This is a genomic window from Bordetella genomosp. 11 (genome assembly GCF_002261215.1).
GTDB lineage: Bacteria > Pseudomonadota > Gammaproteobacteria > Burkholderiales > Burkholderiaceae_B > Bordetella_C.
In genome coordinates, this window is record NZ_NEVS01000004.1 from 685,902 (window position 1) to 710,477 (window position 24,576).

Sequence of the window (24,576 nt, forward strand, 5' to 3'; positions counted from 1 at the left end):
TGGGAGAGGAACCCTCATATTTACCGTATTTTGGCGCCGCTTTCGCATTGTTACCAATGCTAGAATTGCGCCGCTGCGAACCAATGTCATTCCTTACGCAGCGGTCAGGCCCACTGGGCTTGAGGGTCCAGGGCCGATTTCCGGGGATATATCGTGCAAACGCAAGCAGCAGACGGCGTGTTATGTATCGGTCTGTTAGAAGATGATGCGGACTTTCGAGAAGAGCTCAAGCTGGGCCTGGGCGGCTACGGCTTCCGGGTCAACTTCGCGTGCGCCAGCGCTCCGGAATTCTATCGTCATATGGAAAGCCAGCCCTGCGACGTGGTTATCCTGGACGCCAACGTGCAAGGGGCGGAGGACGGCTTCTCGGTAGCGACGCGACTGCGCGCTTTGCATGCCGTGGGCATTGTCATGCTGACCGGACGGGGGGCGCTGGAAGACCGCGTGCGCGGCCTGGAAGGCGGTGCCGACATCTACATCACCAAGCCGGTCGACCTGCTCGAATTGAGTTCGGTCATCCGCAGCCTTGCGCGCCGGATGCGGTTGTCGCGCAGTCCCGCTCCCCAGGCGGTGGCCGACCGCGGCGCCCAGAACTGGAGCTTGCAGGACGGCGGCTGGATTCTGGTTTCCCCCGACGGCGGCAGCCTGCACCTGAGCGCGCAGGAACGCGTCTTCCTGAACGCCTTGATCGACGCGAGCGGCAATGTGGTCAGCCGCCAGGCGCTCTCGGAGCTGTTCAGCCCGGCCAATCCGAGTGAGTTCGAACTCCGGCGCATCGACGTGCTGGTCAGCCGGCTGCGTGCAAAGGCTCAGTCCAGCGGCATGAAACTGCCCGTGCTGTCGGTACGCGGCCAGGGCTACGTGTTCGCGGCCTAGCGTACTTTGCTGACCGGCAGCGCGATGGTGAAACGCGCGCCGTTCCCGGGTTCGCTATCGACCGTCAGCGTGCCACCCTGGCGTTCGCAGATTTTGCGGACCAGGAAAAGTCCCAGGCCCAGTCCCTTGGTTTCGCGGTGCGCGGCGCGGCGGAAATGCGGGTCGAAAATCCGCGCCTGGTCTTCCTTTTCGATACCGGGTCCACGGTCGGCGACCGTGATCCATGCCGTCCTTTCCCCAGGCGCCGTCAATGTCCCCACCTGGATCCTGATCGGTTGGTCCGCCGGCGAGTACTTGACGGCGTTATGGATCAGATTGCGCAGTACCACCCCGGTAAGGGGGCCGTCGCACCAGGCCGGTGCCGGCGTCGGCGCTTCCAGCTGCAGCCGGTGCGCCACGTCGGTTTGGATCGATGCCACGACATCGGCGGCCAGGCGGGCCAGGTCCACCACTTCGTGGCGGGGGGCCACGGCTTCGTCGTAGGCGCTCTCCTGGACGAGCAACTGGTCCATCAGCTCGCTGATCTTTCCCACCGCCCGGCCAATGCGCTGCAGACGGCTGTCGATTTCTTCCCCGCTGCCTTCCAGCACCATTTCGAGTGATTGAACCGCCGCGCTGATGGTCGCCACCGGCGAACGCATTTCATGAGAAAGCAGCGCGTTCATCTGGCGCTGCCGTTCCAGCACCTCGTTCAGCATGGACAGACGGGCCTCGATTTCCCGTTGGCCGGAAGCCAGCGCGGCGGGCGTGGCCCCGGCCTGGCCGCGAGCGGCGGCACGATTCGCCTGCGCCGGCCCGGTATTTCCCAGGGATAGGCGCCGGCCCGGCGTGGCGGCCAGTACCAGCAGGACCATGAAAGCGATGGCGCCGGACAGGACGGCGAGGGCGGCCAGTGCCGGCGGCAGGCTGGCCGCATCCAGGCCGGCACGCGACGCCAGTGTGTTGCCCGCCGCAGCGATACCGCAGGATACGATGGCGGCGACCCATGCCATCAGGCGAAAGATTCCTGCCCAAATCGCCGCGCGGCGCCGGCGCAGGGCGCTTGCGGCCATCCAGAGCACCGCGCTGGCGCCCAATCCCAGGCACGCTGCCGATACGCCGGCCTGCGCGTTGCTCGGTACCCAGGGCGCGAGCCCACCCGACAGCAGCATGGGCCGGGCCCCCTGCGACAACAGCAGCAATAGCGCCGCAAGGATGGGGAAGCCGGTCCGCCGCCACGCCGCGGCAAGCACGATAACGACAAGGACGGCAGCGCCCAGGCCGGCCAGGCTGGCCTTGTAGGAGTTCAATAGCGCGCCAGTGGCGATCGGATACCAGAGATCGGGATTCATTCAGACAGCAGTTGAGCCGATGCGCCGCGCGCATGGCGTGGCGTGGGAACGTGAGGGTGCCCCGGCGATACGTTGCGCGGAAGTATAGCGGCATGCCCATTGAAGCGCGCCGTAAAGGGGCGATATCCGCACCGCGAAGGTGCGATACCGCCACAGTCGACGATCGGGCGTTGCGGGCTCAGGCGACCAGCGCTTCGTCGGAATAGCCCACTGCCGCGATGCCGACGCGCTCCAGAAACGCCGCGGTCTGCGCATCGGTGGGGCCGTCCGCATAGACTTCGACGCCCAGTCCCTGGGCGGTTTCGCGCACGGAAGCCGCCAGGTGCTGACTGCCAGGGCTGCGCGCCAGGGCATCGACGAAGGCCTCTCCCAGTTTGACATATGCGATGGGCAGCTCGTGCAGGCGGGTCATGGCGCCGAAGTCATCGGCCAGTTGGCGCACGCCGACTCGCGCACCGGCGTCGCACGCCACCTCGCACAGGCCCCGCACGTTGACGAAGTTCTCCACCAGGCCGCGGGCTTCGATTTCGAACACCAGGCGGGCGGCCTGCGCGGGCCGGTCGCGCAGCATTTGTCCCAGGCGGCACAGAAAGTTCGATTGTCCGAGCGAGGGCAAGGCTACGGTGATGGCCAGCGTGCCACTATGCGAGACCAGCCAGTCCAGGGCAAGCCGGACCGCCTGGATGTCGCACTCTGACGACATGCCCAGGCGAATCGCGGCCGGCATGAAAACATGCGCCGGCGTGGGCGTTTGCGCGTCGGTATCGTGCAGCATCAGTGTGGCTTCCGCACGCAGCGTTTCGCCGTCCGGGCCCTGCAACGCGCGGGTGGCCAGCGAAAAGCGATGCTGTTCCAGCGCCATGACCAGCGTGTCGCGCCATTGCAGCTCGCCGGCCGCTTCCGATGCGCCAGGCGCTTCGGCGCGTACAGGGACGTCGGTGTCGGCGCTTTCCGCCCGCATCAGCGCATGATCGACCAGGGCCAGCAGTTCGCTGGCATGGTTGCCGCGCGAATAGGGCGCTACCGCCAGCGCCCACCGGCACCATTGGTTCTCGCCCAGGGAAACACGGAGGGCGCGCAGTTCCTGCCGTAGCTGTTCGGCCAGGACCTCGGCCTGCGCCGCCGGTACGCCATGCAGCAGCAGGGCGAAGTCCGAGCCGTTCAGCCGCGCCAGCAGGAACGGCGGAATATGGCGGCGCCCCAGCTTCTGGTCCAGCCGCAAGGCGACGGAACGCAGCCATTGGTCCGTGAAGTCGCGCGGCATATGGCGGTTGATGGCGGCCAGATCGCGCTGGCGGAACATCAGGACATGGCCGGATTCCCCTTGCGATTGCGGTGCTCCGCTGTTCAACGCGCGTCGCAGCTCGTTGAAAAAGTACTTGCGGTTGGGCAGCCGCGTGACCGCGTCCAGGTTCAGCTCCAGCTGCAGGGACTCGATGCGGGCGTTGGCCTCTTCGGCGGTCATGCGTAGCCGTTCGCGCGCTTCGGCCAGGGCATCGGCGACGTCCGCGACTTCGCGCCATGCCGGCAGCGCGGCAGGCGGTTCCGTATTGCCGTCCGCCAGCGCGCGCACCTGGGCGCTGATGCCCTGCAGCAGCCGTTTCCGCAACCACCGTACGAGCCCGCCGATATAAAGCAGCCAGCCCAGTCCCACGCAGAGCACCAGCACGGCCAGGTCGAGGGAATGCCGCCACAGCGCGTGCAGGGCCGCGCTATCGTCGGCGACGACCGTGACGGTGCCTTGCACGCCATGGGCGCCCTGGAATGTCCGTGTCGCCACGTGAGATGGCGGGGCGAAAAGCGAAACGAACCAGTCGGGCGCCGCCGCGTTCCCGCCTTGCTTGCGATAGCTGATATCCAGCCCGCCCTGTACGTCGATCCGCCGGTAGCCGCCGCTGGAGAAAACATCCGCTGCCAGCGCGCGCCAGGCGGCCTGGTCAGGGGCAGGATCGCGCGCATAGGCCATGGCCAGCGTGGCCGCCGCGGTTTCTTCACGGGCCCGCAGCTCTTCGCCAAGGTAGCGACGGGCCGTCTGGATGTTCAACATCTGCGACCCGACCAGGAGCAGAACCGTGACCACGGCGACGCTGGCGAGCAATTGGCGCAATAGGGACATAGGCGGGGCGGCTGCTTGTTCCATCGTTCGAGGGGCAGGCCTGGACCGGCCACCGTACCGCGTGCCCGGAATAGGCGCGCATAGTGTATGGCGTTTTGGCGACTTGCTGGCGCGCACGTCCGCCGCGGTGCGGCGGACCGATGCATTCTGTGCGCAAGAAAGGGGGTCGGCCGTCCCGACGGCGCCCTTATTGGGCGATTTCTTCGCGTTCGCGGCCGTAGATTTCGACGCGGTTGCGGCTGCCGCTCTTTGCCCGGTACAGCGCCATGTCGGCGCGCATCAGCAGCGTATCCAGCGATACCCCGGGTTCGTGCATCGCCAGGCCCAGCGAGATCGTCATGCTGAGCGGGCCACCTTCCAGCAGGCCTATCTTCATGCCCGCCACGGCCTGGCGCAGCCGTTCCGCCGCCACCAGCGCGGCCGGCAGGTCGGTGTGGGGCATCAGGACGGCGAATTCCTCACCGCCGAAGCGGCCGATGATGTCGCTGTCGCGCAGGGTATTGGTGATGGTGTCCGTCACGCGGCGGATCGCCTGATCCCCGACGTGATGGCCGTAGCGGTCGTTGATCGATTTGAAGTGATCGATATCGATCAGCAAGGCCGCCAGCGGGTGGGGGTAGCGCCGGCATTGCAATATCTGCGCCTCCGCGGTCTCCATGAAGGCGCGGCGGTTCTTCAACCCGGTCAATGGGTCTGTATTCGCCAGCCAGACCAGCTGGCGCGTGCGATGGGCGACGGCCGACTCCAGGCGGGCATTGGCCTGCGCCATGCGCTGGTTGAAGTGGCGCGCATGGCGATTCAATACGAGCAGCCATATCGCCAGGATCCCGCTGCAGGCCAGCAGGCCGACGAAGGCCCACTGCAGTCGCCTGAAACCGTCCGCGACGGCCGTATTGTGCTGGCTGGTATCGCCGCGTTGCGCCTGGTGCACGGCGCCGCCCAGGCGGTCCGCCAGTTGGCGGGCTTCTTCGGCGTGATCGGCCAGGTCCCGCGCCGCCGCCTGTATGCGTGCGGCATTGCCCGTTTCCGCGGCCTCGCGCCAGGTCCTCAAGCGGTCGTCCAGCATCTGTACGTCGACCCGGGCCGCCGGCAGCGAGCGGACCAGGGCAACCCCCGGCGCGCTTTCCGCCGTGCCGGGATCGACGAAGGTGGACAATGCCTGCAGGTTCTGGACGAAGGCGCGGGAGTCGCCGCCACGCACGGTATTCTGTGCGTCGGCGATGAGGCGGTTCATTTGTGAAACCAACCGGTAGCTGTACAGTCCGATATCGGCCCCCGCCGGCTGGGACACCGCTCGCGACTGCGCGAACAGCGTCGCGCCGGTCACCAAGGCCAGCAGGGCCATCGCAACCAGCAGCGCGATCAGGGCAACCGCCAGCCCGCGCCGCCGGGGGGACGGCGGGACGGCGTGCCAGGTCTCGTCCTGCGGGAGGTCGGACTCTTTGGCGGTCGCGGCTTGGGGAGGCGTCATGTTCGCGCTGGACAAGGCGGGACGTTCAGCCCAATACGGGCCGCGGCTCCGCTCGACGTACCCGCCGGTACAAGCCTGCGGTCAGGGCTGTGCGCGATGTTCTATCTGGCTGCGCGGGCAAACGATCGTACATGCGGTCTCTCTCCTGCCTGGATGGTGAGCGCAGCGTAACGAAACGACTCGGCACCGGCTTATGGAGCTGTCCGGTTATGGGAGCTACGCGTGCGAAAAGACATGGATGCGGGACGTTAGAGGGCGCAAGGTAAGCCGCCTGATACAAAAAGCATCCGAGATTTTCAGCGGGTTAACATTTTGGATGCGGGGCCCTGATGCATCAACAACGAAGAATCGCGTTGCGTTGCGGAACATCGGTGATTTGTTGCTGTACGTCTCGTTGTGTGCAAGTTCTATCGCTCTTTAACCGCTTCAGTGTTCCGATACCGGCACAGATTGCGGGGGTGTCATAATCACATCCGGCCTTTCCGCTTTCAGCCCACCCGCGTTCCACCAGAAGACTATGTCCGGCAATACTTTAGGCAAACTTTTCACTGTCACCAATTTCGGGGAATCGCACGGTCCGGCGGTCGGCTGCGTGATCGACGGTTGCCCGCCCGGAATGCCGCTCGCGCCGGAGGATATCCAGGCCGAACTGGATCGCCGGCGCCCGGGCACTTCCCGCCACGTTACCCAGCGCCAGGAAGCGGACCAGGTGGAAATCCTCTCGGGCGTTTTCGAAGGGGCGACGACGGGCACGCCCATCGGGCTGCTGATACGCAACACCGATGCACGCAGCAAGGACTACGCGAACCTGGTCGATACGTTCCGGCCTGGGCATGCGGACTATACCTACTTCCGCAAATACGGCGTGCGCGATCCGCGCGGCGGCGGCCGTTCGTCCGCGCGGCTGACGGCGCCCACCGTAGCCGCCGGCGCGGTGGCGAAGAAATGGCTGGCCACCACCCACGGCGTGCGCATCCGCGGTTACATGAGCCAGCTGGGTCCGATTCCGATTCCCTTCGAAAGCTGGGACGCGGTGCCCGAGAATCCCTTTTATGCACCCAACGCCGGCATCGTCCCGCAACTGGAAGCCTTCATGGACGAGTTGCGCCGCGACGGCGACTCGGTGGGGGCGCGCATTGAGGTCGTGGCCGAGAACGCCCCGGCTGGTTGGGGGGAGCCGCTGTACGACCGCCTCGACGCCGATATCGCCCACGCCATGATGGGGCTGAACGCCGTAAAAGGCGTCTCCATCGGCGCCGGCTTCGAGAGTGTGACGCAGCGCGGCTCGGAGCATGGCGACGAGATCGTCCCGGAAGGTTTTCTCAGCAATCACGCCGGTGGCGTGTTGGGCGGCATCTCCACCGGACAGGACATCACGGTGTCGCTGGCGATCAAACCGACCTCCAGTATTCGCGTCGAACGCCGGTCCGTGGACCGTGCCGGAAAGGCCACGACCGTCCAGACCTTGGGGCGGCACGACCCCTGCGTCGGCATCCGCGCCACGCCCATCGCCGAGGCGCTGCTGGCCTTGGTTTTGATGGACCATGCCTTGCGGCACCGGGGGCAGTGCGGCTGACCCACACCCGGCGGCCGGAGCCGCGACATCGGTATTCGAGGAGACCAGACATGATTCTTCACAAAAATCATGGGCGTCGGGGGCTGGCCTTCGTGCTGAGCGCCGGCGTGCTCGCCGTGTCCGTATTGGCCGGCTGTGCCAGCGTGCACACCACGCAGGGCGGCGCGGTTGGCGTCGAGCGCACGCAATATATGTCCAGCCTGGTCTCGTCGCAGGATCTGCAGCAGGAAGCCGACCAGCAATACGCCACGATCCTTACCCAGGCCAAGGCAAAGAACCTGCTGGACGTCGATCCGCGCCAGGTTGCCCGGGTTCGCGCGATCGCCCAGCGCCTGATCGCGCAGGTGGGGGTGTTCCGGCCCGATGCCACGTCTTGGGCGTGGGAAGTCCACGTGCTTTCCACCCAGGAGATCAACGCGTGGTGCATGCCGGGAGGCAAGATAGCGGTCTATACCGGCCTGCTTGTCCAGATACAGCCGACCGACGATGAACTGGCGGCGGTCATGGGCCACGAGATTTCCCATGCGCTGCGCGAGCATGCGCGCGAACGGGTTTCCCAGCAAATGGCCACCAGCGTAGGTTTGTCCGTGCTTTCGGTGGTGACGGGTTCCACGGCCGTTTCGGACTTGGGCGGCAAGCTGTCCGACGTCATGTTCACCTTGCCCAACAGCCGTACCCACGAGGCGGAAGCCGACCGCATGGGCGTGGAGCTGGCGGCGCGGGCGGGTTACGACCCTGCGGCCGCGGTCTCGCTGTGGCGCAAGATGGCCCAGGCGTCGCAGGGCAAGGAACAGCCGGAAATCCTTTCCACCCACCCGTCCGCCGAATCCCGCATCGCCGATCTGCAGGCGGCCGCGCAGCAGGTCATGCCCCTGTACCAGCAGGCCAAGTCCGGAAAATAACCCCGGGCGGGACCGGCGTGGTACGCAGCGTGGTACTGAATGTACTAGTATAAATGCTCCCGTTGTACTAGCTTGGGCCGGCGCGCATAATCCGGATTCCGGTCGGACGTTGCATCAGGCGCTGTCTGGCTGTTTCCCTGTTAGGTGAGTTTTCATGGCCCAAACCCTTTACGACAAACTGTGGGACGCGCACGTCGTCCACCAGGAATCCGACGGCACCTGTTTGCTCTATATCGACCGGCACCTGCTGCACGAAGTCACGAGCCCCCAGGCCTTCGAAGGCCTGACGCTCGCGGACCGCAAGCCGTGGCGCCTCGATGCCAACCTGGCCGTGGCCGACCATAACGTGCCGACCATCAACCGTGCCCAGGGCATCAGCGACCCCGTCTCGCGCCTGCAGGTCGATACGCTGGACGATAACTGCGCCAAGTACGGCGTTATCGAATTCAAGATGAACGATCTGCGCCAGGGCATCGTTCACGTCATCGGACCCGAGCAGGGCGCGACGCTGCCGGGCATGACGGTCGTCTGCGGCGACTCGCACACCAGCACCCACGGCGCCGTGGGCGCGCTGGCTTTCGGCATCGGCACGTCCGAAGTGGAGCACGTACTGGCCACGCAGACGCTGCTGATGAAGAAAAGCAAGAGCATGCTGATCAAGGTGGAAGGCGACCTGCCGTTCGGCTGTACCGCCAAGGATCTGGTCCTGCATATCATCGGGGTCATCGGTACGGCCGGCGGTACCGGCCATGCCATCGAGTTCGGCGGTTCGACGATGCGCTCGCTGTCGGTCGAAGGGCGCATGACGGTGTGCAATATGGCCATCGAGGCCGGCGCGCGATCGGGCATGGTCGCGGTCGACGACAAGACCATCGAATACTTCCGCGGGCGTCCTTTCGCGCCGGTCGGTCCGCTGTGGGACCAGGCCGTGCAGTACTGGCGCACCCTGCATTCCGATCCGGGCGCGAAGTTCGACCGTGTGGTCGAAATCGACGCGCGGCAGATCAAGCCCCAGGTGACCTGGGGCACGTCGCCTGAAATGGTGTTGTCCGTCGATAGCCGCGTGCCGGATCCGGACCGTGAGAAAGACGACGTGCGCCGCAGCGGCATGGAGCGTGCCCTGGACTACATGGGGCTGAAGCCCAACACGCCGATCACCGATATCCGCGTCGACCGCGTCTTCATCGGCTCGTGCACGAATTCGCGCATCGAGGATCTGCGCGCGGCCGCGGCGGTTGCGCGCGGCAAGCGCGTGGCTTCCAACGTCAAGCAGGCGATGGTGGTGCCGGGCTCCGGCCTGGTCAAGCAGCAGGCCGAGCGCGAGGGACTGGACAAAATCTTCCGCGAAGCGGGGTTCGAGTGGCGCGAGCCAGGCTGTTCGATGTGTCTGGCGATGAATGCCGACCGGCTGGAGCCCGGCGAGCGTTGCGCGTCCACCTCCAACCGCAATTTCGAAGGCAGGCAGGGGCAGGGTGGCCGCACGCATTTGGTCAGCCCCGCCATGGCGGCCGCGGCGGCGATCGCCGGCCATTTCGTTGACGTCAGGAATTTCCGCTAAAGATCATGCAAGCATTCACGCACCATGAGGGCCTGGTGGCCCCGCTCGACCGCGAAAACGTCGACACCGACCTGATCATCCCCAAGCAATTCCTGAAGTCCATCAAGCGATCGGGCTTCGGCCCCAATCTGTTCGACGAGGTCCGCTACCTGGATCACGGCGAACCCGGGATGGACAACAGCAAGCGCCCGCTGAATCCGGATTTCGTACTGAACCAGCCGCGCTACCAGGGCGCCTCGATCCTGTTGGGACGCAAGAATTTCGGCTGTGGCTCCAGCCGCGAACACGCGCCGTGGGCCCTGCAGCAGTATGGCTTTCGCGCCATCATCGCGCCCTCGTACGCCGACATTTTCTTCAACAACAGCTTCAAGAACGGCTTGCTGCCGATCGTCCTGTCGGAACTGGACGTCGCGCGCCTGTTCGATGAAGTCAGGGCGTTTCCCGGCTACAAGCTGCGGATCGACCTGGAACAGCAGGTCGTGCTGACGCCGGAAGGCCGCGGCATTCCCTTCGAGATCGAACAGTTCCGCAAGTATTGCCTGGTCAATGGCTACGACGACATTGCGCTGACCTTGCGGCAGTCCGACAAGATCCGCGCGTTCGAGGCCGAGCGCCTCGCCCGCCATCCCTGGCTGCAAGCCCGGACGTTGGTGTAAGGCCGGCGAGCCGTATCGAATTTTTTTGGATGCATTGATGACACACAAAATTGCGGTCCTTCCCGGCGATGGCATCGGCCCTGAAATCGTCGAGCAGGCATTGCGCGTCCTGGGCGCGCTCAAACTGGATCTGGCCGTGGAACAAGCGGCCGTCGGCGGCGCCGCCTTCGATAAGTTCGAACACCCGCTGCCACCCGCCACGTTGCAGCTGGCGCAGTCGGCGCGCGCCGTCCTCTTCGGTGCCGTCGGCGACTGGAAGTACGACAGCTTGCCGCGCGAATTCCGGCCCGAACAGGCCATCCTGGGCCTGCGCAAGTCGCTCGCCCTGTTCGCCAACCTGCGACCGGCCATTCTGTATCCCGAACTGGCCAACGCGTCCTCGCTGAAGCCCGAGGTTGTGTCCGGCCTGGATATCCTGATCGTGCGCGAGCTGACGGGCGATATCTATTTCGGCAGCCCGCGCGGCGTGCGCAGCGCGCCGGACGGCAATTTCGCCGGCGAACGCGAAGGCTACGACACCATGCGCTACAGCGAGCCGGAAGTCCGCCGCATCGCGCGCATCGGCTTCGAGGCCGCGCGCAAGCGCAATCGCAAGCTGTGCAGCGTGGATAAAGCCAACGTGCTGGAGACCTCGCAATTCTGGCGCGAGATCGTCACGGAGGTGGCGCGCGAGTATCCCGACGTCGCGCTGTCCCATATGTACGTCGACAACGCCGCCATGCAATTGGTGCGGGCACCCCGCGATTTCGATGTCATCGTCACCGGGAATCTGTTCGGCGACATCCTGTCCGACGAGGCTGCCATGCTGACCGGGTCGATCGGCATGTTGCCATCGGCGTCGCTGAACGCCAGCGGCCAGGGCCTGTACGAACCCAGCCACGGTTCGGCGCCGGACATTGCCGGCAAGGGCATCGCCAATCCCCTGGCGACCATCCTGTCCGCGGCGATGATGTTGCGCTATTCGCTGGATCTGCCGGCGCAGGCCGATCGCATCGAAACCGCCGTGCGCGCGGTGCTGGCGCAGGGCCTGCGCACCGCCGACATCCACGAAGCCGGCACGACCAAGGTCGGAACGGCCGAAATGGGCGATGCGGTGTTGAAGGCGCTGGCGTCGTAAATAGCCGTCATTCCGTATCGGGGACGCCCTCGTCCTCCCCCCAAAAGGGAGGCGAGGGCGTGCTTTCTGATAAATTGTCGTTTTTGTCCAGCCAAAAGTGCATTTTCGGACGCTTTTGGCTGCTTTCTCCTTTTTCTCTGTTTATTCCTGACATCAAGAGCGTACGAAATGAGCAATGCAGTGGGCCTCGTCGGTTGGCGTGGCATGGTCGGATCGGTACTGATGCAACGCATGCGCGAAGAAAACGATTTCGCGCTGTTCGAGCCGGTCTTCTTCTCGACTAGCAACGCCGGCGCGGCGGCTCCCAAATGGGCCGAAGGCGCGGGTGCCCTGCAGGATGCCTACGATATCGATGCGCTGAAAAAACTGCCCATTATCGTGACGGCCCAAGGCGGCGACTACACCAGCGCCGTCTACCCGAAACTGCGCGGCGCGGGCTGGACCGGCCTGTGGATCGACGCGGCCAGCACCCTGCGCATGGCAGACGATGCCATCATCGTGCTGGATCCGGTCAACCGTCCGGTCATCGATGCGGCGCTCAAGCGCGGCGTGCGCAACTACATCGGCGGCAATTGCACGGTCAGCTGCATGCTCATGGGCCTGGCCGGATTGTTCAATAACGATCTGGTCGAGTGGATGACGTCCATGACGTACCAGGCGGCGTCCGGCGGCGGCGCGCAGCACATGCGCGAACTGCTGACGCAGTTCGGGGTTTTGAATCAGTCGGTCAAGTCCTTGCTGGACGATCCTGCCTCGGCCATCCTGGACATCGATCGCGGCGTGCTGGGCAAGCAAAAGGACGCGAGCCTGCCACGCGAGCATTTCGGCGTGCCGCTGGCGGGCAACCTCATTCCCTGGATCGACAAGGACCTGGGCAATGGCGTTTCCCGCGAGGAATGGAAAGGCGAGGCGGAAACCAACAAGATCCTCGGTCGCGGCGAAGGCTTCGGTACGCCCGCCACGCCGGTGGACGGACTGTGCGTGCGCATCGGCGCGATGCGCTGCCACAGCCAGGCCCTGACGATCAAGCTCAAGCGCGACGTGCCCCTGGATGAAATCAACGACATCATCGCCAGCGGGACCCAATGGGCCAAGGTCGTGCCGAATACCAAGGAAGCCACCGTCGAGGCCCTGACGCCGGTCGCCGTCACGGGGACCCTGGATATTCCGGTGGGACGCTTGCGCAAGCTTTCCATGGGGTCCGAGTACCTGGGCGCCTTCACCGTCGGTGACCAACTGCTTTGGGGTGCCGCGGAACCGCTGCGCCGCATGTTGCGCATCGCTCTTGCCGAGGCCTGACCGCGCGAGCCGCCGCGCCGCCGGCGGCGTGCGGCCATCAAGGGCACCCACGGTGCCCTTGTCGTTTCGGGAAACCCGTAGGTAAGTTACACTTTTAATCGCGGCACTGCCCGCTTTTGCGGAAAACAGGCTTATGACGCTACGCTCGCTGCGCCCTTCGTCCATTTCGAGCCGATACGCAACGCGCCTTGCGGTCGCACTCACGTTGGGGGGCGCGGTCAGCGCCCCCGCCTATGCGCTTCAGCTCGCGCACAGCCGTATCGTTTCGGCGGCGGATGCGCCCTTGCAGGTCCTGGTCGGCATCGCTGAACTCACCCCGGACGAACAGCGAACGCTGATGGTGTCGCTGGCGGATCCTGCGGCCTGGCAGGCCGCAGGCGTGACGCCTCCCGTACCCTTATCCAGCATTACCCTGCGCCTGGAAGGCGGCAGTACGCCGGCACGCAGGTTCGTGCGCATTTCCTCGCCCGAAGCCGCCAAGAGTCCGGTGGTGGATCTGCTGCTGAATCTGACTACGAGCGAAGGCCAGCGACTGGTCCAGGTCAGCGTGATGCAGAGCGCCGGTGGCTTCCCTGGTTTGGTGTCGCAGGCGCAGGTCGGCAGTAGCCCGCGGGCCGCGCGGGGCACCGGCGCGGTGAAGGTGCGGCCGGGCGACACGCTGTACGGCATCGCGCAAAGCAATGCCGTGGCCAACGCGACGCTCTACCAGATGCTGGTCGCGCTGTGGCGCGCCAATCCGAACGCCTTCATCCAGAACAATATGAACCTCGTGAAGGCGGGCGCGACGCTGGTCGTGCCCGACGCCGCGACGGTGCGCGCCATCGATCCCGCCGAGGCGCGTCGTATCTTCCTCCAGCAGCAAGAGGCCTACGCCCGCTATCGCGCCAGCCTGGCCGGCGCGGCGGCACGGGGCGCTCCGGCATCGGGTGGGTCCACGACCTCGGGCCAGGTCAGCGGCCCGCAGTCGACCGTCACGCCCGAAACCCCGCCGCTGGACCGGCTGCGCCTGTCCAGCGGAACGGGTCAGGGCGGACCAGAGGCCCAGGCACAGGCGCAAGCCGATGCCCAGACCTCGATGGCCAAGGCCACCGAGGACGCCCAGCAGCGGGTCGATCAATTGGAACGCAACGTCAAGGACCTGAACGATGCGCTGACCGCCCGCACAGCCGAACAGGGCAAGGGCGGCTCCGCGCAGGGCGCCGGTGCCTCGGCCGGCGCCGGCAACCAGGGTGGCGGATTGGCGTTGCCCGGCCTGGGTGGCGCGGCGGGTACGGCGTCCCCCGGCACCGGGAATGATGGACGCGCCGCGACCCGATCGGGAGCAGCCCAGCAAGCAGCCGGTGCTGAACGCTCCGGCGGCGCCGCGACGCAGCCGGGTGGCGCAGGCCAGGCAGGCAGCGCGACTCAAGCGGGTGGCGCGACTCAGGCAGGTGGCGCGACTCAGGCAGGTGGCGCAGCTCAAGCGGGTGGCGCAGCTCAAGCGGGTGGCGCAGCTCAAGCGGGTGGCGCAGCTCAAGCGGGTGGCGCAGCTCAAGCGGGTGGCGCAGCTCAAGCGGGTGGCGCAGCTCAAGCAGGTGGCGCAGCTCAAGCGGGTGGTGCAGCTCAGGCAGGTGGCGCGGCTCAGTCGGGCGATGCCGCCCAGGCTGGCAATGCGGCCCAGACCGGTGGCGCGGCATCGGCCGCAGGTGCAGCCCAACCCGGCGGCGGTGCGTCCGGCAGCGCGTCGACGAAGTCTGGTATCGCTGGCGACGCATCTACGCTGGGCGGGACGACGGGTACCAGTGGAACGCCCGGCTCGTCCGCGTCCGCCGCGGGCGGAGCTTCCGCCCAGACGGGCGGCAACGGCGCAGGCGGTACCGGCATTTCCCCGGCGGGCGGCGGCAGCGCGGCGTCGCCTTCCGGCGCAACCGGTCGAGGTCAATCGGATGCCGCCGCAGCAGGCGGTTCCGCCATCACGTCCGCCGCCGGCAAGGCCCCGGTGGACGAAGCGGGCGCCAACGGCAAGATGCAGGATACAGGCTCCGGCCTGCCTTCCTGGCTGTCGGATAATCTGCTGATTATCCTGACGGCCGTGCTCGCCGTCATCGCATTCGTCATTGCCTGGCTGCTGCGCCGCGCGGCCGTGCGGCGGGATGAGGACCAGGACGACCTCGACGACGAACTTTATATGTCGGAGATCGACCCAGACGCCATCGACCGGCGTCTGGACGGCATCAATCTGGACCTGGACGAGCCGCATGCCGAAGGCGATCGGCCCCGGCCTGGCCCTGTGCGGACCTGAACGATGCCCCGTCTGGCCCTGGGCCTGGCATACGATGGATCGGTCTGGCAGGGCTGGCAGACACAGCCGCATCGCCAGACCGTACAGGACACCCTGGAATCCGCCCTGCGGCAATTTCTTGCCACGCCGGTCGGCACCGTTTGCGCGGGCCGCACCGACACCGGCGTGCACGCCGCCATGCAGGTCATCCATCTGGACAGCGATGTCCAGCGCCGTGCCGAGTCCTGGGTGCGGGGCCTGAACGCGCTATTGCCGCCCAGTATCGCCGTGCGCTGGGCACAGCCTGTGCCCGATACCTTCCACGCGCGCTTTTCGGCGGCCGCCCGCACCTATACCTATCTGTTGTGGAACGATCGCGTCCGCTCCGCGCTATGGGCGGGCCGCGCGGGCTGGTGCTTCCAGCCGTTGGACCTGGACGCCATGCGCGCCGCCGCCGCCGCGCTCGTCGGCGAGCACGACTTCAGCAGTTTCCGCTCTTCCCAATGCCAGGCACGGCATCCGGTACGCACACTGCAGCAGCTCGATATCGCGGCGCAGGGACGCTTCCTGGTGTTCACCTTGCGTGCCAACGCTTTCCTGCACCACATGGTACGCAACATCATGGGCGCGCTGCTGCAGGTCGGGCAGGGCAGGCGGCCGGCATCATGGATGAGCGACCTGTTGGCGGCGCGCGACCGCACGCAAGGGGCCCCGACCTTCATGCCGGACGGCCTTTACTTGTCCGCCATCGACTACGCGCCCGAATTCGGCCTGGACGACCTGGACGGGCGAAGACATCTGCTTGCACCGTTCGCCTGAGCGCGACCTTGGCGGCAATGCGGTTCGGTGGGCATGCAACGCAGTCTCGATGCAGCTCGGCGATTCGACTCAGTGGCGATGCAACTTGGCGGCTCAAGGCGCTAAACTGTCTGCTTGCCACGCGCAGTCAACCCGCGCCATTTCCATTTGCATCATGCGTACACGCGTCAAAATCTGCGGCATGACCCGCCCTGAAGACATCGCCGCCGCCGTAGAGGCGGGTGCCGATGCGGTCGGCCTGATTTTTTATCCCAAGAGCAAGCGCTACGTCTCCCTGGAGCTCGCGGCGCGGCTGCGGCGCGCAGTGCCGGCGTTTGTCGACGTGGTCGCGCTTTTCGTCAACGCGGACGACGACGCGGTAAAACAAGTGATCGAGGTCGTCGGCCCCGACCTGCTCCAGTTTCATGGCGATGAAACCCCGGATGCCTGCCAGCGTTATGGTCGCCGCTATATGAAGGCCTTTCGCGTAGGCGGGCCCGGCGCCGACACGGCGGGGCAGCTGGCGCGGACCTGTGCAGCCTATCGTGGCGCCGCGGGATGGCTGTTCGACAGCTATTCCGCCGGCTACGGCGGCAGCGGCCTGTCCTTCGAGCACGCCTTGCTGCAAGACGTGCGGGCCGATAGCCAAGGTGCGCCGCTGATCCTGTCCGGTGGCCTGTCACCCGATAATGTCCAGCCCGCCGTCGCGGCGCTACGTCCTTACGCCGTGGACGTCAGTAGCGGCGTCGAGGATGCGCCCGGCATCAAATCCGCCGCGCGTATTCGCGCCTTCCTGCAGGCGGTGCAGCGTGCCGACGCCGAAGTCGCCAAAGACCTGGACGATGCCGCGGGTGTCCGGATGTCTCCCGTCACGACACCGACGGGCGCATAGGCTCTACGAGGTCTGGCTGCGACAACAGCGGCCGGCGCATGGGCCGAGAAGTTCGACTACGATGACGCCGACCGGCACATAGGCTACGGCGTCGCACCGGCGAGGGGAATCCGGATTGCCCGATCCACGGAGAGGGCCCGTCGTGTTGACTATCGGAGGCTAACGTCCATGCTGACTGTCTGGGGCCGCCGGACATCGTCCAACGTCCAGGCGCTGATGTGGTGTATCGGTGAGCTGGGGTTGCCCTATCGCCGTCATGACGTTGGCCATCGCTATGGCGGCAACGATACGCCGGCCTTTCTGCAAATGAATCCCAACGGCACCGTACCGGTGTTGCGGGACGGCGATGGCGACCCGATTTGGGAGACCGGCGCGATCCTCCGCTACCTGGCGACACGGTATGGCGCGGACAGCTTCTGGCCGCGCGATCTGATTACCCGTACGAACGTCGACAAATGGGCGGAATGGGCCAAACTGAATATCGCGCTCAACTTCACGGGCCCAGTGTTCTGGCATGTCGTACGCACCGCGCCGCAAGACCGGAATCCGGCCCTGCTTGCACAGGCTTTGGATGTGCTGGGCTGCAAGCTCGATATCGCCGAACAGCGCCTGGCCTCGCATCCCTTCCTGGCGGGCGATGCCTTCACGCCGGCCGACATCCAACTGGGCCATATCCTGTATCGCTACTTCAGCGTGGACATTTCCCGGTCCGATCGGCCTGCCCTGCGTCGCTACTACGATGGACTGAACGAGCGGCCGGCGTACCGGGAACACGTGATGGTGTCGTATGAAGAATTGGCGGCACGACCATGACCCGCGATGGCGCTTTCCCATCGGACTCCGATCGCATGCTGCGCCTTCTTCGCGATTTGACTCACCTTATAAATTCCCTATATAATTTTTTTCTTTGCAGGCGGTTAGCTCAGCTGGTTAGAGCGCTACGTTGACATCGTAGAGGTCGTTGGTTCGATTCCAATACCGCCTACCACCGAATACACCAAGCAGCGCCAAGCGCTGCTTGGAAAGCACTCCCAGAAAACCCGCGTAAGCCTTGAACTCGCGGGTTTTTTTGCGTCCAAATCGCCCAAGCCACTGGGCTGGATATGGGCGGCTACGGCAGTGCTATAGGGTCGGTTCCTCGCGTTCTACCGGTGCCGGCGAAGGCGCGGAATATAACTGATGAAAGTACGTGTTCCGGACGCGCCTTGACCATTTCAAGTAGGCGACCCAGAACAGACTTCCGAGAGAGGCGCCGACCGTGGAGCCGAGTGTCCGTGCATCGAAGATCTGGAACAAGGTCACTTTGAGAAAGATCAACTGGGCGACGATGATGGCTGCGATCCCGATGGGACCGAGGACCCAAAACGCAATGATGGCGGCATGGACCGATTCGGGCCTGTGTTTGACCCAAAGTAAACGGCCCGCGCGGATGCCGATGAACGCGGATGCGATGACTATCGCCCAACATGTCATCTTGTAGTTGGACCAAGCGCTGATCCCACGTATCGCCGGATACTGCGCTTCGGTCTGCGCAAAGCCGCTCATAAGTTCTCCCATGGAGATGAACGGTCCTACAAACAACGCAAAAATCGGAAAGTACAACCATCCACCGACGCCAATCGGGCCTGTGTTGGCTCCGGATGCGGGTCCCGTCCTGCGCCAGAACATCAGATCACGCGGCCGGATCAGACCATCGCGTTCGCCGTTATTGCTGGCGAAGCCGGCTGTTATCCAGGCTATCCCCTGAAGAACCATAAACGCGATGGCGCCGAAAAAGAAAACGGGCCAGCCATCGCTGCGACTCGCAAGTCCGCTCAAAATCCCCAGCGCCAAGCAAACCCATGCGACTGCGGACAGGGTCTTAACGATCCGCCGTATTCCTTCCTTCGCGTCCACGATTGCTCCCCTCCTTGCTAATCCGGTTTAAGGTTGTTTGAAGGTTCTGTGCTGGCCGACTTGGACCTCACGGATAAGGCGCCGGCCCTTTGGTTACCAACCGAACGGGTTTCCGCGCTTGGTGCCGGGAGTCCCCGTATAGGGATTGGTGTTGCCCTTGGTGGACCAGTTGTTGTTCAGCGAATTGTCTGGCATGGAACGCTGATGCGGCGCCACGTACGTGCCATTGTTGCGGCTGTATCCCTGGACTCCGGTCGAGTAGGGGTTCGACCCGCTCCCATAGCTGGGCATGGACGATCTTGGCGTCGAATAAACCGACGGAGGGTATGTCCGTCCGCCGAATGATCCATATCCCCCCGACGCGAATGCACCCTGTGCGAACACCGCGAGCGATAACGCCACCCAAAACCTTGGAACCTTCATCCTTGCGCTCCTCATCGGGGCCTCTTCATTTTTGCCCCACTTTGTATGCAGGTAGATTCAATTAGAAACTTCAGACTTGTTTTGTCACATATAGGTGAAAAGTTTACCCCTCTTTCTGGAGACGTGGCAGCGTTCCCGCACCGGCTGTTTCTCACTCTGCCGGCATAGCCGTTAAGCCCATCCTCCCAGGTGTCGCCGGTGCCGCTGGCCTATGCCGATGTGACGCCTACAATCCGTCAGGAAAGCCTGTTTGGCGCGAGTTTGAAAAGCGGCTTGGCTGGTTCTGTCTGATGCTCTTCGCCTAGACCGCCGGCCCGCTCGGTATGCAACCCCTATCAATATGGAAGTCCCACCATGAAGCACCTTCGATCTGTCTTGTCGCTGGTTTTTCTCTCCGCGTTTTGCGTGTCGACAGCCTCCTGCGCCGATGTGCCGTCCAGGCGCTATGGCACGCAGGACTCGGGCGTGCCGGCTCCGGCGAGTCCCCAGGCGGAAAGTGTCCCCGGGGCGCCCCCGCTGACGATCCAGTCGGGCGAGGGCGAGAAACTGAATCTCCCGTGGTTCGTCAGGGACATCCAGGACTGGGTTAACCAAGATAGCACCGCGCCGGGTGCCGGCCGCCCGGCACCCAACTGGTGAAGCCGAAAAAAGGTGCATGCCGCCGTTACGAACCAAAACAGCTGACGTGGGAACGCGACCCTAAACTCTGCGTCCTTCTCAACCCTAAAGCGCAATCTTCATGAAACTGCTTATCGGTTTGCTGTTTGTCGCCACCACGCTTAGCGCCTGTGCCGTCTACACCCCAAGCGGGGCCGTGGTCGTCGATCCGCATGGCGGTGGAGGCGGGGGCGGTGGTTTCTGTCCGCCCGGGCAGGCGAAGAAAGGGAATTGCTGAACGCCAGCCACTCATTTCCGGATAGCGAATAGGTCCGCTTTTTAGTTAGCCACCCTTCGGCACGCGCGGCCCCCTGTTCAGAATCCCAAGTCTACGTCCCGCGATAAACCGCTCCGGCGGTCGATATCGCGGGCGTTTTTCACTGTCCGGAAGTGAGAGGCTTATCCGTGCATCGTTCGGCGCAGCGCGCGCGCTTTACCCTGGGGCATATGGTGTACCTGCTGCTGGCTGTCGCGCTGCCGTTCCTGTTGGCGATACCGGTGATCCACCATCAGGCCCAACGGCGTGCCCAGGACCAGCTGCGCATTGTCGAAAACCTGGTTATCTCCCAGTCTGAAAATATCGTCGCGCATGCCATCGATGTTGCCTCCGAGATCGACCCGCTGGCGGGCAAGTCTTGCAAGGACATCTTCGATACCTTGCGGGAAGCAGGCTCGCTGCGCCCGTACTTCCGCACCCTGGCGGTCATAGACCGGAACACGCTTTATTGTTCATCGGTCAGCGGCGCGCTGGACAGGCCGCTTGCTCAAGTCGTACCTGGCATGACCAGGCTACCGGCAGGCGTGACGATCTCCACCGTACCAGGAACGCCCCTGGTCCCGAACCGGGCGGCCTTATTCATTTTTCTGGGCATCGACGACGGACGGGGCGTGCTGGCCAGCGTGGACGGTCAATACCTGCATGACCTGATTGCCGCCGTCGACCAGGAAGGGCATTACGCCGTCCAGCTGCGTATAGGTACCGGCTATGCGCTGAACGCCTCGGGGATACACGACTGGGGGGCCTTGGTCCAGCAGAACGATGGTGGCATCACGGTGACCAGGCGATCCGCGCTCTATCCCATCGAGGCTAGAGCGACGCTGAGCGGCGCCCGGCTCATTGCGTATCACCATGCCTTGTGGCTGCAGTACGTTCCCTTCCTGGCCATCGCGTCCGCGTTGTTGGCCTATCTGGCGCACCGCCTGAATACGCGGCGCATCGCCATGGCAACCGAGATTCGGCGTGGCATGCGGCGCAGTGAATTCTGCGTGCTGTACCAACCTATCGTGGATCTGGCCACTGGCGCCTGCGTGGGTGCCGAAGCCTTGCTCCGATGGCGTCATCCCGTCTACGGGACCGTACAACCCGAATTGTTCTACCCTTTGGTCGGCGAAAGCGCATTGGCCATGCGGCTGACACGCCACCTGCTTTGCCTGATACAGCGCGACCTGGGGACAGCGGCGTTGCCGGCCGGCTTTTGCCTGAACATCAACCTTAATGCAGAACATCTTTGCCGGCGCGAACTCGTGGGCGATGTCGAGCGTTTCCTGCACGGTTTCAAAGTGGCCAGCCCCCGGCTGATATTCGAACTGACGGAGCGCAAGGGCTTTCCCGATACGGCGGCGGTGTTGGGCAATATGCGCGCCTTGCGGGCCATCGGCGTCGCGTTTGCCATCGATGATTTCGGTACCGGTCACAGCTCGCTGGCTTGTCTGGAGAAGATCACGGTCGATTATCTGAAGATCGCAAAGGGCTTCGTGTCGGTGATCGACACCGATGCCGTCAATGCGCCCGTGCTGGAGCTGATCATCTCCCTGGGCGGCCGATTGGGCGTGGCCCTGATCGGGGAAGGCATCGAAACCGAAACCCAGGCCGCGTATCTGCGCGCGAAAGGCGTCACCCTGGCGCAAGGCGGCCTGTTTTCGCCGCCCGTTCCGGCGATCTCTCTACTGGCGGGCTTGTAGCCCGCGGTGAACGGGACGGCGGCGCTTAATCCGGGTGAGTGGCGCGGTCCATGGCGGACTCGAGCGTCGTCAAATGATCGAGAGCGGCGAGTTCGATATCGCGCGAATCCGGCGGCAATCCTTGCTTGATGGCGCGTTCCAGGGGGCGCAGGATCGCAGCGGCCTGTTCAGGCTCCCCGGTCAGGAATGCCACCGACCCCTGGAGGCGATGAGCGAGTTCGGCGGCTCGTTCGCAAGCGTGGCCGGCGAGAGCATATTGCAGCGCCGCGCGGTCTTCTCGCAGAATCTCCAGCGCGCGCTGAAGAAATTGGCGGCGCTCTCCGGGAGAGGGGTAGAGCTCTGTCAAGGTATGAAGGTCAAGCTGCAGCGGCATGGGTGCTTATTCGTCCGGTGGCGTGGTGTCGACGGCGGGCAGATAGCCCGTGCGGCGCAGGGCGTCCTGCAGTTTGGCGCGCGTGGTGGGTTTAGGTACGTAGTCGTCCATGCCGGCGGCCAGGCAGGAGCGAGCGTCCGATTGCGTGGCGTTGGCGCTGAATCCGATCAGGATCGTGCGTGGCCAGCCATGGATCATTTCATGCGTGCGGACGCGTCTTGCCAGTTCGTACCCATCCAGCCTGGGCATATGGCAATCCACCAGCATGGCTTTTGGACGCCTGGCCAGCCACGCCGCAAGGCCGGCTTCGCCGTCGTCGGCCGAATTGGCATGTATTCCCAGCAAGGCGAGCTGCCGGAGGGTGATGTCGCGATTGATTTCGTTGTCTTCAACCAGCAGTACGTCGGCCGTAACGTCCGGCAGCCGCGTTTCATCGTAAGGCTCGCGGCACGGCAGCGGTGGCTTGATCGCGGGCGAATCGAGTGGGAAGGCCACGCTGCCATCGATCGGCGCGATATCGCGGACCGGTGTCCACAGCGTTTCCAGGGTGCGCAGGAAGGGATAAACCGAATGCATGGGACCGCAGCGCGTCGTGGCGGTGGCTACCCAGAAACCGTCGCCGCCGTCGGTCAGGATGCGTATATCGGCGGGCGAGTCGGGCGCCAGGGTGCGGATGCGCGATTTGCGGCACCACGCGCGCAGCATGGGCAGCATCTCTGCATTGGCGATATGCAGGCTGGCTGTGCGTTCCGGGTAGCAAGGCCAGGTGAAGGCATGGGCGTCCCAGTGGGCGGGTATGCGCACGCAGGCGGACGTGCCTACCCCGCGTTGGCTGCGTATGGCGATCAGGCCGCCCATGCGTTCCACCAGATGCTTGACGATCGACAAGCCCAGTCCCGTGCCGCCGTGGCGTCTTGTCGTGGAGGTGTCTTCCTGGTGGAAGGGCGAGAACAGCCGGCGCTGGTACTCTTCCGACATGCCCGCGCCGGTATCGCAAACCATGATCTCGATTTCATCGCCGCTGCGGGCGAGCCGGCGCCGCGCCGATAGCGTGACGGCCCCGCGGTCCGTGAATGCAATGGCGTTGCTGAGAAGGTTTGCGACAACCTGGCTGATGCGGATTTCGTCGCCGAACAGCCGCCTGTCGAAGTGCGGCATGACAGCTACCGTCAGGGTCAGCCCCTTGCGGCGCGCCAGAGGCAGATAGAGTTCGGCCATGTTTTCCATGGCGCGGTAGAAATCGTAGGGAGCGTTGCAAAGTGGCAAGGCTCCCGATTCGATCTTGGCGTAATCCAGAATGTCGTTGATGACGCGCAGGAGCAGGCGCGCCGACTGCATGGCGGTACCCAGATAGCGCTGTTGCTCCGCGCTTAGTTGCGTATCCTGGAGAATATCCAGGACACCGATGACGCCGTTCATCGGTGTCCTGATCTCGTGGCTGACCGTGGCCAGGAAGGCCGATTTGGCGGAGTCCGCCGCTTCGGCGCGTTCTCGGGCGAGAATGGCTTCGGCGCGGGCTTTTTCCGCGGTATGCCGCACGATGCGCATGCGCCGCTGACTCCATAGCAAAATCCCTATGGAAAAGAGAGTCAGCAGGACGGCAAGCACAGCCAGGAGTATCGGGATGCTTCTATCCGGCATCACTGGCGAAAGTTCATCATGGAAGATTCAGTCGCCGATCGACTGTTCGAATTTTTCTTTCAGGTATAGCGCCAGCGCGAGATCGTCGGCCAGCTCCAGTTTTTTCATTGCCCGGCGCTTATGGGTGCTGATGGTCTTTTTGCTGCGCAGAAGCTTGGCCGCGATCTGCGTGACCGAGAGCCCCAGCGCGATATTGCGCAGGATTTCCAGTTCCGCATTGGTGAGCCGTTCTTCCGGCCGCTTCGGACGACAGTCGCGGACGTGGCCGTCGCTGCAGGAGTAGAACGCCCGCGGCGTGTTGACGGCCAGCCGGATCATGTCCGCGAGGAAGGGCAGGCGTTCGCCCTTCGGTACGTAGCCGTTGGCGCCGGCCTTGAACGCCGCGTATTCGGTATCCATGATCTTGCCCGCGGAAAACGTGATGATGATCAGTTCCGGATGCAGGCGCCGGATGCGCTTGATGAAATGAATGCCCTCCCACGGCTGGCGGGGTAGGTAGAAATCGACGATGACGACGTCGCAGGGCACTTTCTTGAGGCTTTCGAGAAACCTTACGGCGGAGGTCTCGGTATGGACGACCTCGAAATCGGCCTGGTGCTGGAGGAACGAAGCCATGCCCAGCGCAATGACGGGATGGTCGTCCAGCACGGATACGCGGATCCGATGGCGCGGACGGGAGGTAAGCAGGTATCGCCGCACGGAGGGTTCGCCGGATATCAGCATTTGCGAGGCGGCGGGAGGTGGGGATGGAAGGCTGGGAGCGAGCGGCATG

General features: G+C 64.6%; 20 protein-coding genes and 1 tRNA gene. 14 read left to right on the forward strand and 7 right to left on the reverse strand.

Going from position 1 to position 24,576, the window contains the following annotated elements:
- Positions 1-153 precede the first annotated feature (153 nt).
- Entirely contained in the window at positions 154-876 is a 723-nt protein-coding gene (locus CAL28_RS10860) for a response regulator transcription factor (protein ID WP_254926088.1), read from the forward strand.
- Here CAL28_RS10860 and CAL28_RS10865 read toward each other — a convergent pair.
- The 3 genes from CAL28_RS10865 to CAL28_RS10875 all read right to left on the reverse strand — a co-directional run bounded on the left by CAL28_RS10865 (position 873) and on the right by CAL28_RS10875 (position 5,794).
- Positions 873-2,207, reverse strand: a complete 1,335-nt coding sequence (locus CAL28_RS10865) for a sensor histidine kinase (RefSeq protein WP_094841395.1) — start codon at positions 2,205-2,207, stop codon at positions 873-875. The genes CAL28_RS10860 and CAL28_RS10865 overlap by 4 nt on opposite strands.
- 178 nt (positions 2,208-2,385) lie before the next feature.
- Positions 2,386-4,323: a bifunctional diguanylate cyclase/phosphodiesterase gene (locus CAL28_RS10870; protein WP_176463961.1), complete on the reverse strand. Its 1,938-nt coding sequence runs from the start codon at positions 4,321-4,323 to the stop codon at positions 2,386-2,388.
- Positions 4,324-4,510: 187 nt separating this feature from the next.
- The gene (locus tag CAL28_RS10875; RefSeq protein WP_141218172.1) at positions 4,511-5,794 is read right to left on the reverse strand and encodes a GGDEF domain-containing protein; all 1,284 of its coding nucleotides are present in this window, start codon (positions 5,792-5,794) and stop codon (positions 4,511-4,513) included.
- A gap of 517 nt (positions 5,795-6,311) precedes the next feature.
- Between CAL28_RS10875 and aroC the strand changes: the two genes are divergently transcribed.
- From aroC to CAL28_RS10930, 11 genes are all read left to right on the forward strand, one after another.
- Positions 6,312-7,370: a chorismate synthase gene (gene aroC, locus CAL28_RS10880; protein ID WP_094841398.1), complete on the forward strand. Its 1,059-nt coding sequence runs from the start codon at positions 6,312-6,314 to the stop codon at positions 7,368-7,370.
- A gap of 50 nt (positions 7,371-7,420) precedes the next feature.
- Positions 7,421-8,272, forward strand: coding sequence for a M48 family metallopeptidase (locus CAL28_RS10885; RefSeq protein WP_094841399.1), 852 nt, complete (start codon positions 7,421-7,423; stop codon positions 8,270-8,272).
- A gap of 154 nt (positions 8,273-8,426) precedes the next feature.
- The gene (leuC, locus tag CAL28_RS10890; protein ID WP_094841400.1) at positions 8,427-9,830 is read left to right on the forward strand and encodes a 3-isopropylmalate dehydratase large subunit; all 1,404 of its coding nucleotides are present in this window, start codon (positions 8,427-8,429) and stop codon (positions 9,828-9,830) included.
- Positions 9,831-9,835: 5 nt separating this feature from the next.
- A complete protein-coding gene (gene leuD / locus CAL28_RS10895) occupies positions 9,836-10,486 on the forward strand; it encodes a 3-isopropylmalate dehydratase small subunit (protein ID WP_094841401.1) in 651 nt (216 codons plus the stop codon).
- 37 nt (positions 10,487-10,523) lie between these two features.
- Complete coding sequence (leuB, locus tag CAL28_RS10900) at positions 10,524-11,603, forward strand: 3-isopropylmalate dehydrogenase (protein ID WP_094841402.1); 1,080 nt, start codon at positions 10,524-10,526, stop codon at positions 11,601-11,603.
- 168 nt (positions 11,604-11,771) lie between these two features.
- A complete protein-coding gene (gene asd, locus CAL28_RS10905; RefSeq protein WP_094841403.1) occupies positions 11,772-12,902 on the forward strand; it encodes an aspartate-semialdehyde dehydrogenase in 1,131 nt (376 codons plus the stop codon).
- Between the two features lie 133 nt (positions 12,903-13,035).
- The gene (locus CAL28_RS10910) at positions 13,036-15,183 is read left to right on the forward strand and encodes a type IV pilus assembly protein FimV (RefSeq protein WP_094841404.1); all 2,148 of its coding nucleotides are present in this window, start codon (positions 13,036-13,038) and stop codon (positions 15,181-15,183) included.
- A gap of 3 nt (positions 15,184-15,186) precedes the next feature.
- Positions 15,187-15,981 carry a tRNA pseudouridine(38-40) synthase TruA gene (truA, locus tag CAL28_RS10915; protein ID WP_094841405.1) on the forward strand — a complete coding sequence of 265 codons (795 nt, stop codon included), beginning with the start codon at positions 15,187-15,189 and terminating at the stop codon, positions 15,979-15,981.
- Between the two features lie 49 nt (positions 15,982-16,030).
- Positions 16,031-16,852 (forward strand): phosphoribosylanthranilate isomerase, encoded by an 822-nt coding sequence (locus tag CAL28_RS10920; protein ID WP_094841406.1) that lies wholly within the window; start codon positions 16,031-16,033, stop codon positions 16,850-16,852.
- Between the two features lie 168 nt (positions 16,853-17,020).
- Positions 17,021-17,665 (forward strand): glutathione S-transferase family protein, encoded by a 645-nt coding sequence (locus tag CAL28_RS10925; RefSeq protein ID WP_094841407.1) that lies wholly within the window; start codon positions 17,021-17,023, stop codon positions 17,663-17,665.
- Between the two features lie 98 nt (positions 17,666-17,763).
- Positions 17,764-17,840, forward strand: a tRNA-Val gene (locus tag CAL28_RS10930).
- A 134-nt stretch (positions 17,841-17,974) separates the two neighbouring features.
- Here the strand turns inward: CAL28_RS10930 and CAL28_RS10935 are convergent.
- Positions 17,975-18,748, reverse strand: a complete 774-nt coding sequence (locus CAL28_RS10935; protein ID WP_094841408.1) for a DUF2569 family protein — start codon at positions 18,746-18,748, stop codon at positions 17,975-17,977.
- Positions 18,749-19,910: 1,162 nt separating this feature from the next.
- On the opposite strand from CAL28_RS10935, the gene CAL28_RS29740 reads away from it, so the two are divergent.
- On the forward strand, positions 19,911-20,066 hold the full coding sequence (locus CAL28_RS29740) for a hypothetical protein (RefSeq protein WP_094841411.1): 156 nt from the start codon (positions 19,911-19,913) through the stop codon (positions 20,064-20,066).
- Between the two features lie 167 nt (positions 20,067-20,233).
- The gene (locus CAL28_RS10955; protein WP_094841412.1) at positions 20,234-21,790 is read left to right on the forward strand and encodes an EAL domain-containing protein; all 1,557 of its coding nucleotides are present in this window, start codon (positions 20,234-20,236) and stop codon (positions 21,788-21,790) included.
- Between the two features lie 25 nt (positions 21,791-21,815).
- On the opposite strand, the gene CAL28_RS10960 is transcribed toward CAL28_RS10955, so the two are convergent.
- The 3 genes from CAL28_RS10960 to CAL28_RS10970 all read right to left on the reverse strand — a co-directional run bounded on the left by CAL28_RS10960 (position 21,816) and on the right by CAL28_RS10970 (position 24,527).
- A complete protein-coding gene (locus CAL28_RS10960; RefSeq protein ID WP_094841413.1) occupies positions 21,816-22,163 on the reverse strand; it encodes a hypothetical protein in 348 nt (115 codons plus the stop codon).
- A gap of 6 nt (positions 22,164-22,169) precedes the next feature.
- On the reverse strand, positions 22,170-23,711 hold the full coding sequence (locus CAL28_RS10965) for an ATP-binding protein (protein WP_176463962.1): 1,542 nt from the start codon (positions 23,709-23,711) through the stop codon (positions 22,170-22,172).
- A gap of 120 nt (positions 23,712-23,831) precedes the next feature.
- Positions 23,832-24,527, reverse strand: coding sequence for a response regulator transcription factor (locus CAL28_RS10970; protein WP_094841415.1), 696 nt, complete (start codon positions 24,525-24,527; stop codon positions 23,832-23,834).
- Between the last annotated feature and the right edge of the window lie 49 nt (positions 24,528-24,576).

Excerpts from the sequence above, each read along its gene's own strand:
- CAL28_RS10920 (WP_094841406.1), top strand. The coding sequence starts at position 16,031 with ATGCAGCTCGGCGATTCGACTCAGTGGCGATGCAACTTGGCGGCTCAA.
- leuD (WP_094841401.1), top strand. The coding sequence starts at position 9,836 with ATGCAAGCATTCACGCACCATGAGGGCCTGGTGGCCCCGCTCGACCGC.
- leuC (WP_094841400.1), top strand. The coding sequence starts at position 8,427 with ATGGCCCAAACCCTTTACGACAAACTGTGGGACGCGCACGTCGTCCAC.
- CAL28_RS10865 (WP_094841395.1), bottom strand. The coding sequence starts at position 2,207 with ATGAATCCCGATCTCTGGTATCCGATCGCCACTGGCGCGCTATTGAAC.
- asd (WP_094841403.1), top strand. The coding sequence starts at position 11,772 with ATGAGCAATGCAGTGGGCCTCGTCGGTTGGCGTGGCATGGTCGGATCG.
- CAL28_RS10960 (WP_094841413.1), bottom strand. The coding sequence starts at position 22,163 with ATGCCGCTGCAGCTTGACCTTCATACCTTGACAGAGCTCTACCCCTCT.
- CAL28_RS10910 (WP_094841404.1), top strand. The coding sequence starts at position 13,036 with ATGACGCTACGCTCGCTGCGCCCTTCGTCCATTTCGAGCCGATACGCA.
- CAL28_RS10875 (WP_141218172.1), bottom strand. The coding sequence starts at position 5,794 with ATGACGCCTCCCCAAGCCGCGACCGCCAAAGAGTCCGACCTCCCGCAG.
- CAL28_RS29740 (WP_094841411.1), top strand. The coding sequence starts at position 19,911 with ATGAAACTGCTTATCGGTTTGCTGTTTGTCGCCACCACGCTTAGCGCC.
- CAL28_RS10965 (WP_176463962.1), bottom strand. The coding sequence starts at position 23,711 with ATGCGCATCGTGCGGCATACCGCGGAAAAAGCCCGCGCCGAAGCCATT.
- truA (WP_094841405.1), top strand. The coding sequence starts at position 15,187 with ATGCCCCGTCTGGCCCTGGGCCTGGCATACGATGGATCGGTCTGGCAG.
- CAL28_RS10970 (WP_094841415.1), bottom strand. The coding sequence starts at position 24,527 with ATGCTGATATCCGGCGAACCCTCCGTGCGGCGATACCTGCTTACCTCC.
- CAL28_RS10870 (WP_176463961.1), bottom strand. The coding sequence starts at position 4,323 with ATGTCCCTATTGCGCCAATTGCTCGCCAGCGTCGCCGTGGTCACGGTT.
- CAL28_RS10885 (WP_094841399.1), top strand. The coding sequence starts at position 7,421 with ATGATTCTTCACAAAAATCATGGGCGTCGGGGGCTGGCCTTCGTGCTG.
- leuB (WP_094841402.1), top strand. The coding sequence starts at position 10,524 with ATGACACACAAAATTGCGGTCCTTCCCGGCGATGGCATCGGCCCTGAA.
- CAL28_RS10925 (WP_094841407.1), top strand. The coding sequence starts at position 17,021 with ATGCTGACTGTCTGGGGCCGCCGGACATCGTCCAACGTCCAGGCGCTG.
- aroC (WP_094841398.1), top strand. The coding sequence starts at position 6,312 with ATGTCCGGCAATACTTTAGGCAAACTTTTCACTGTCACCAATTTCGGG.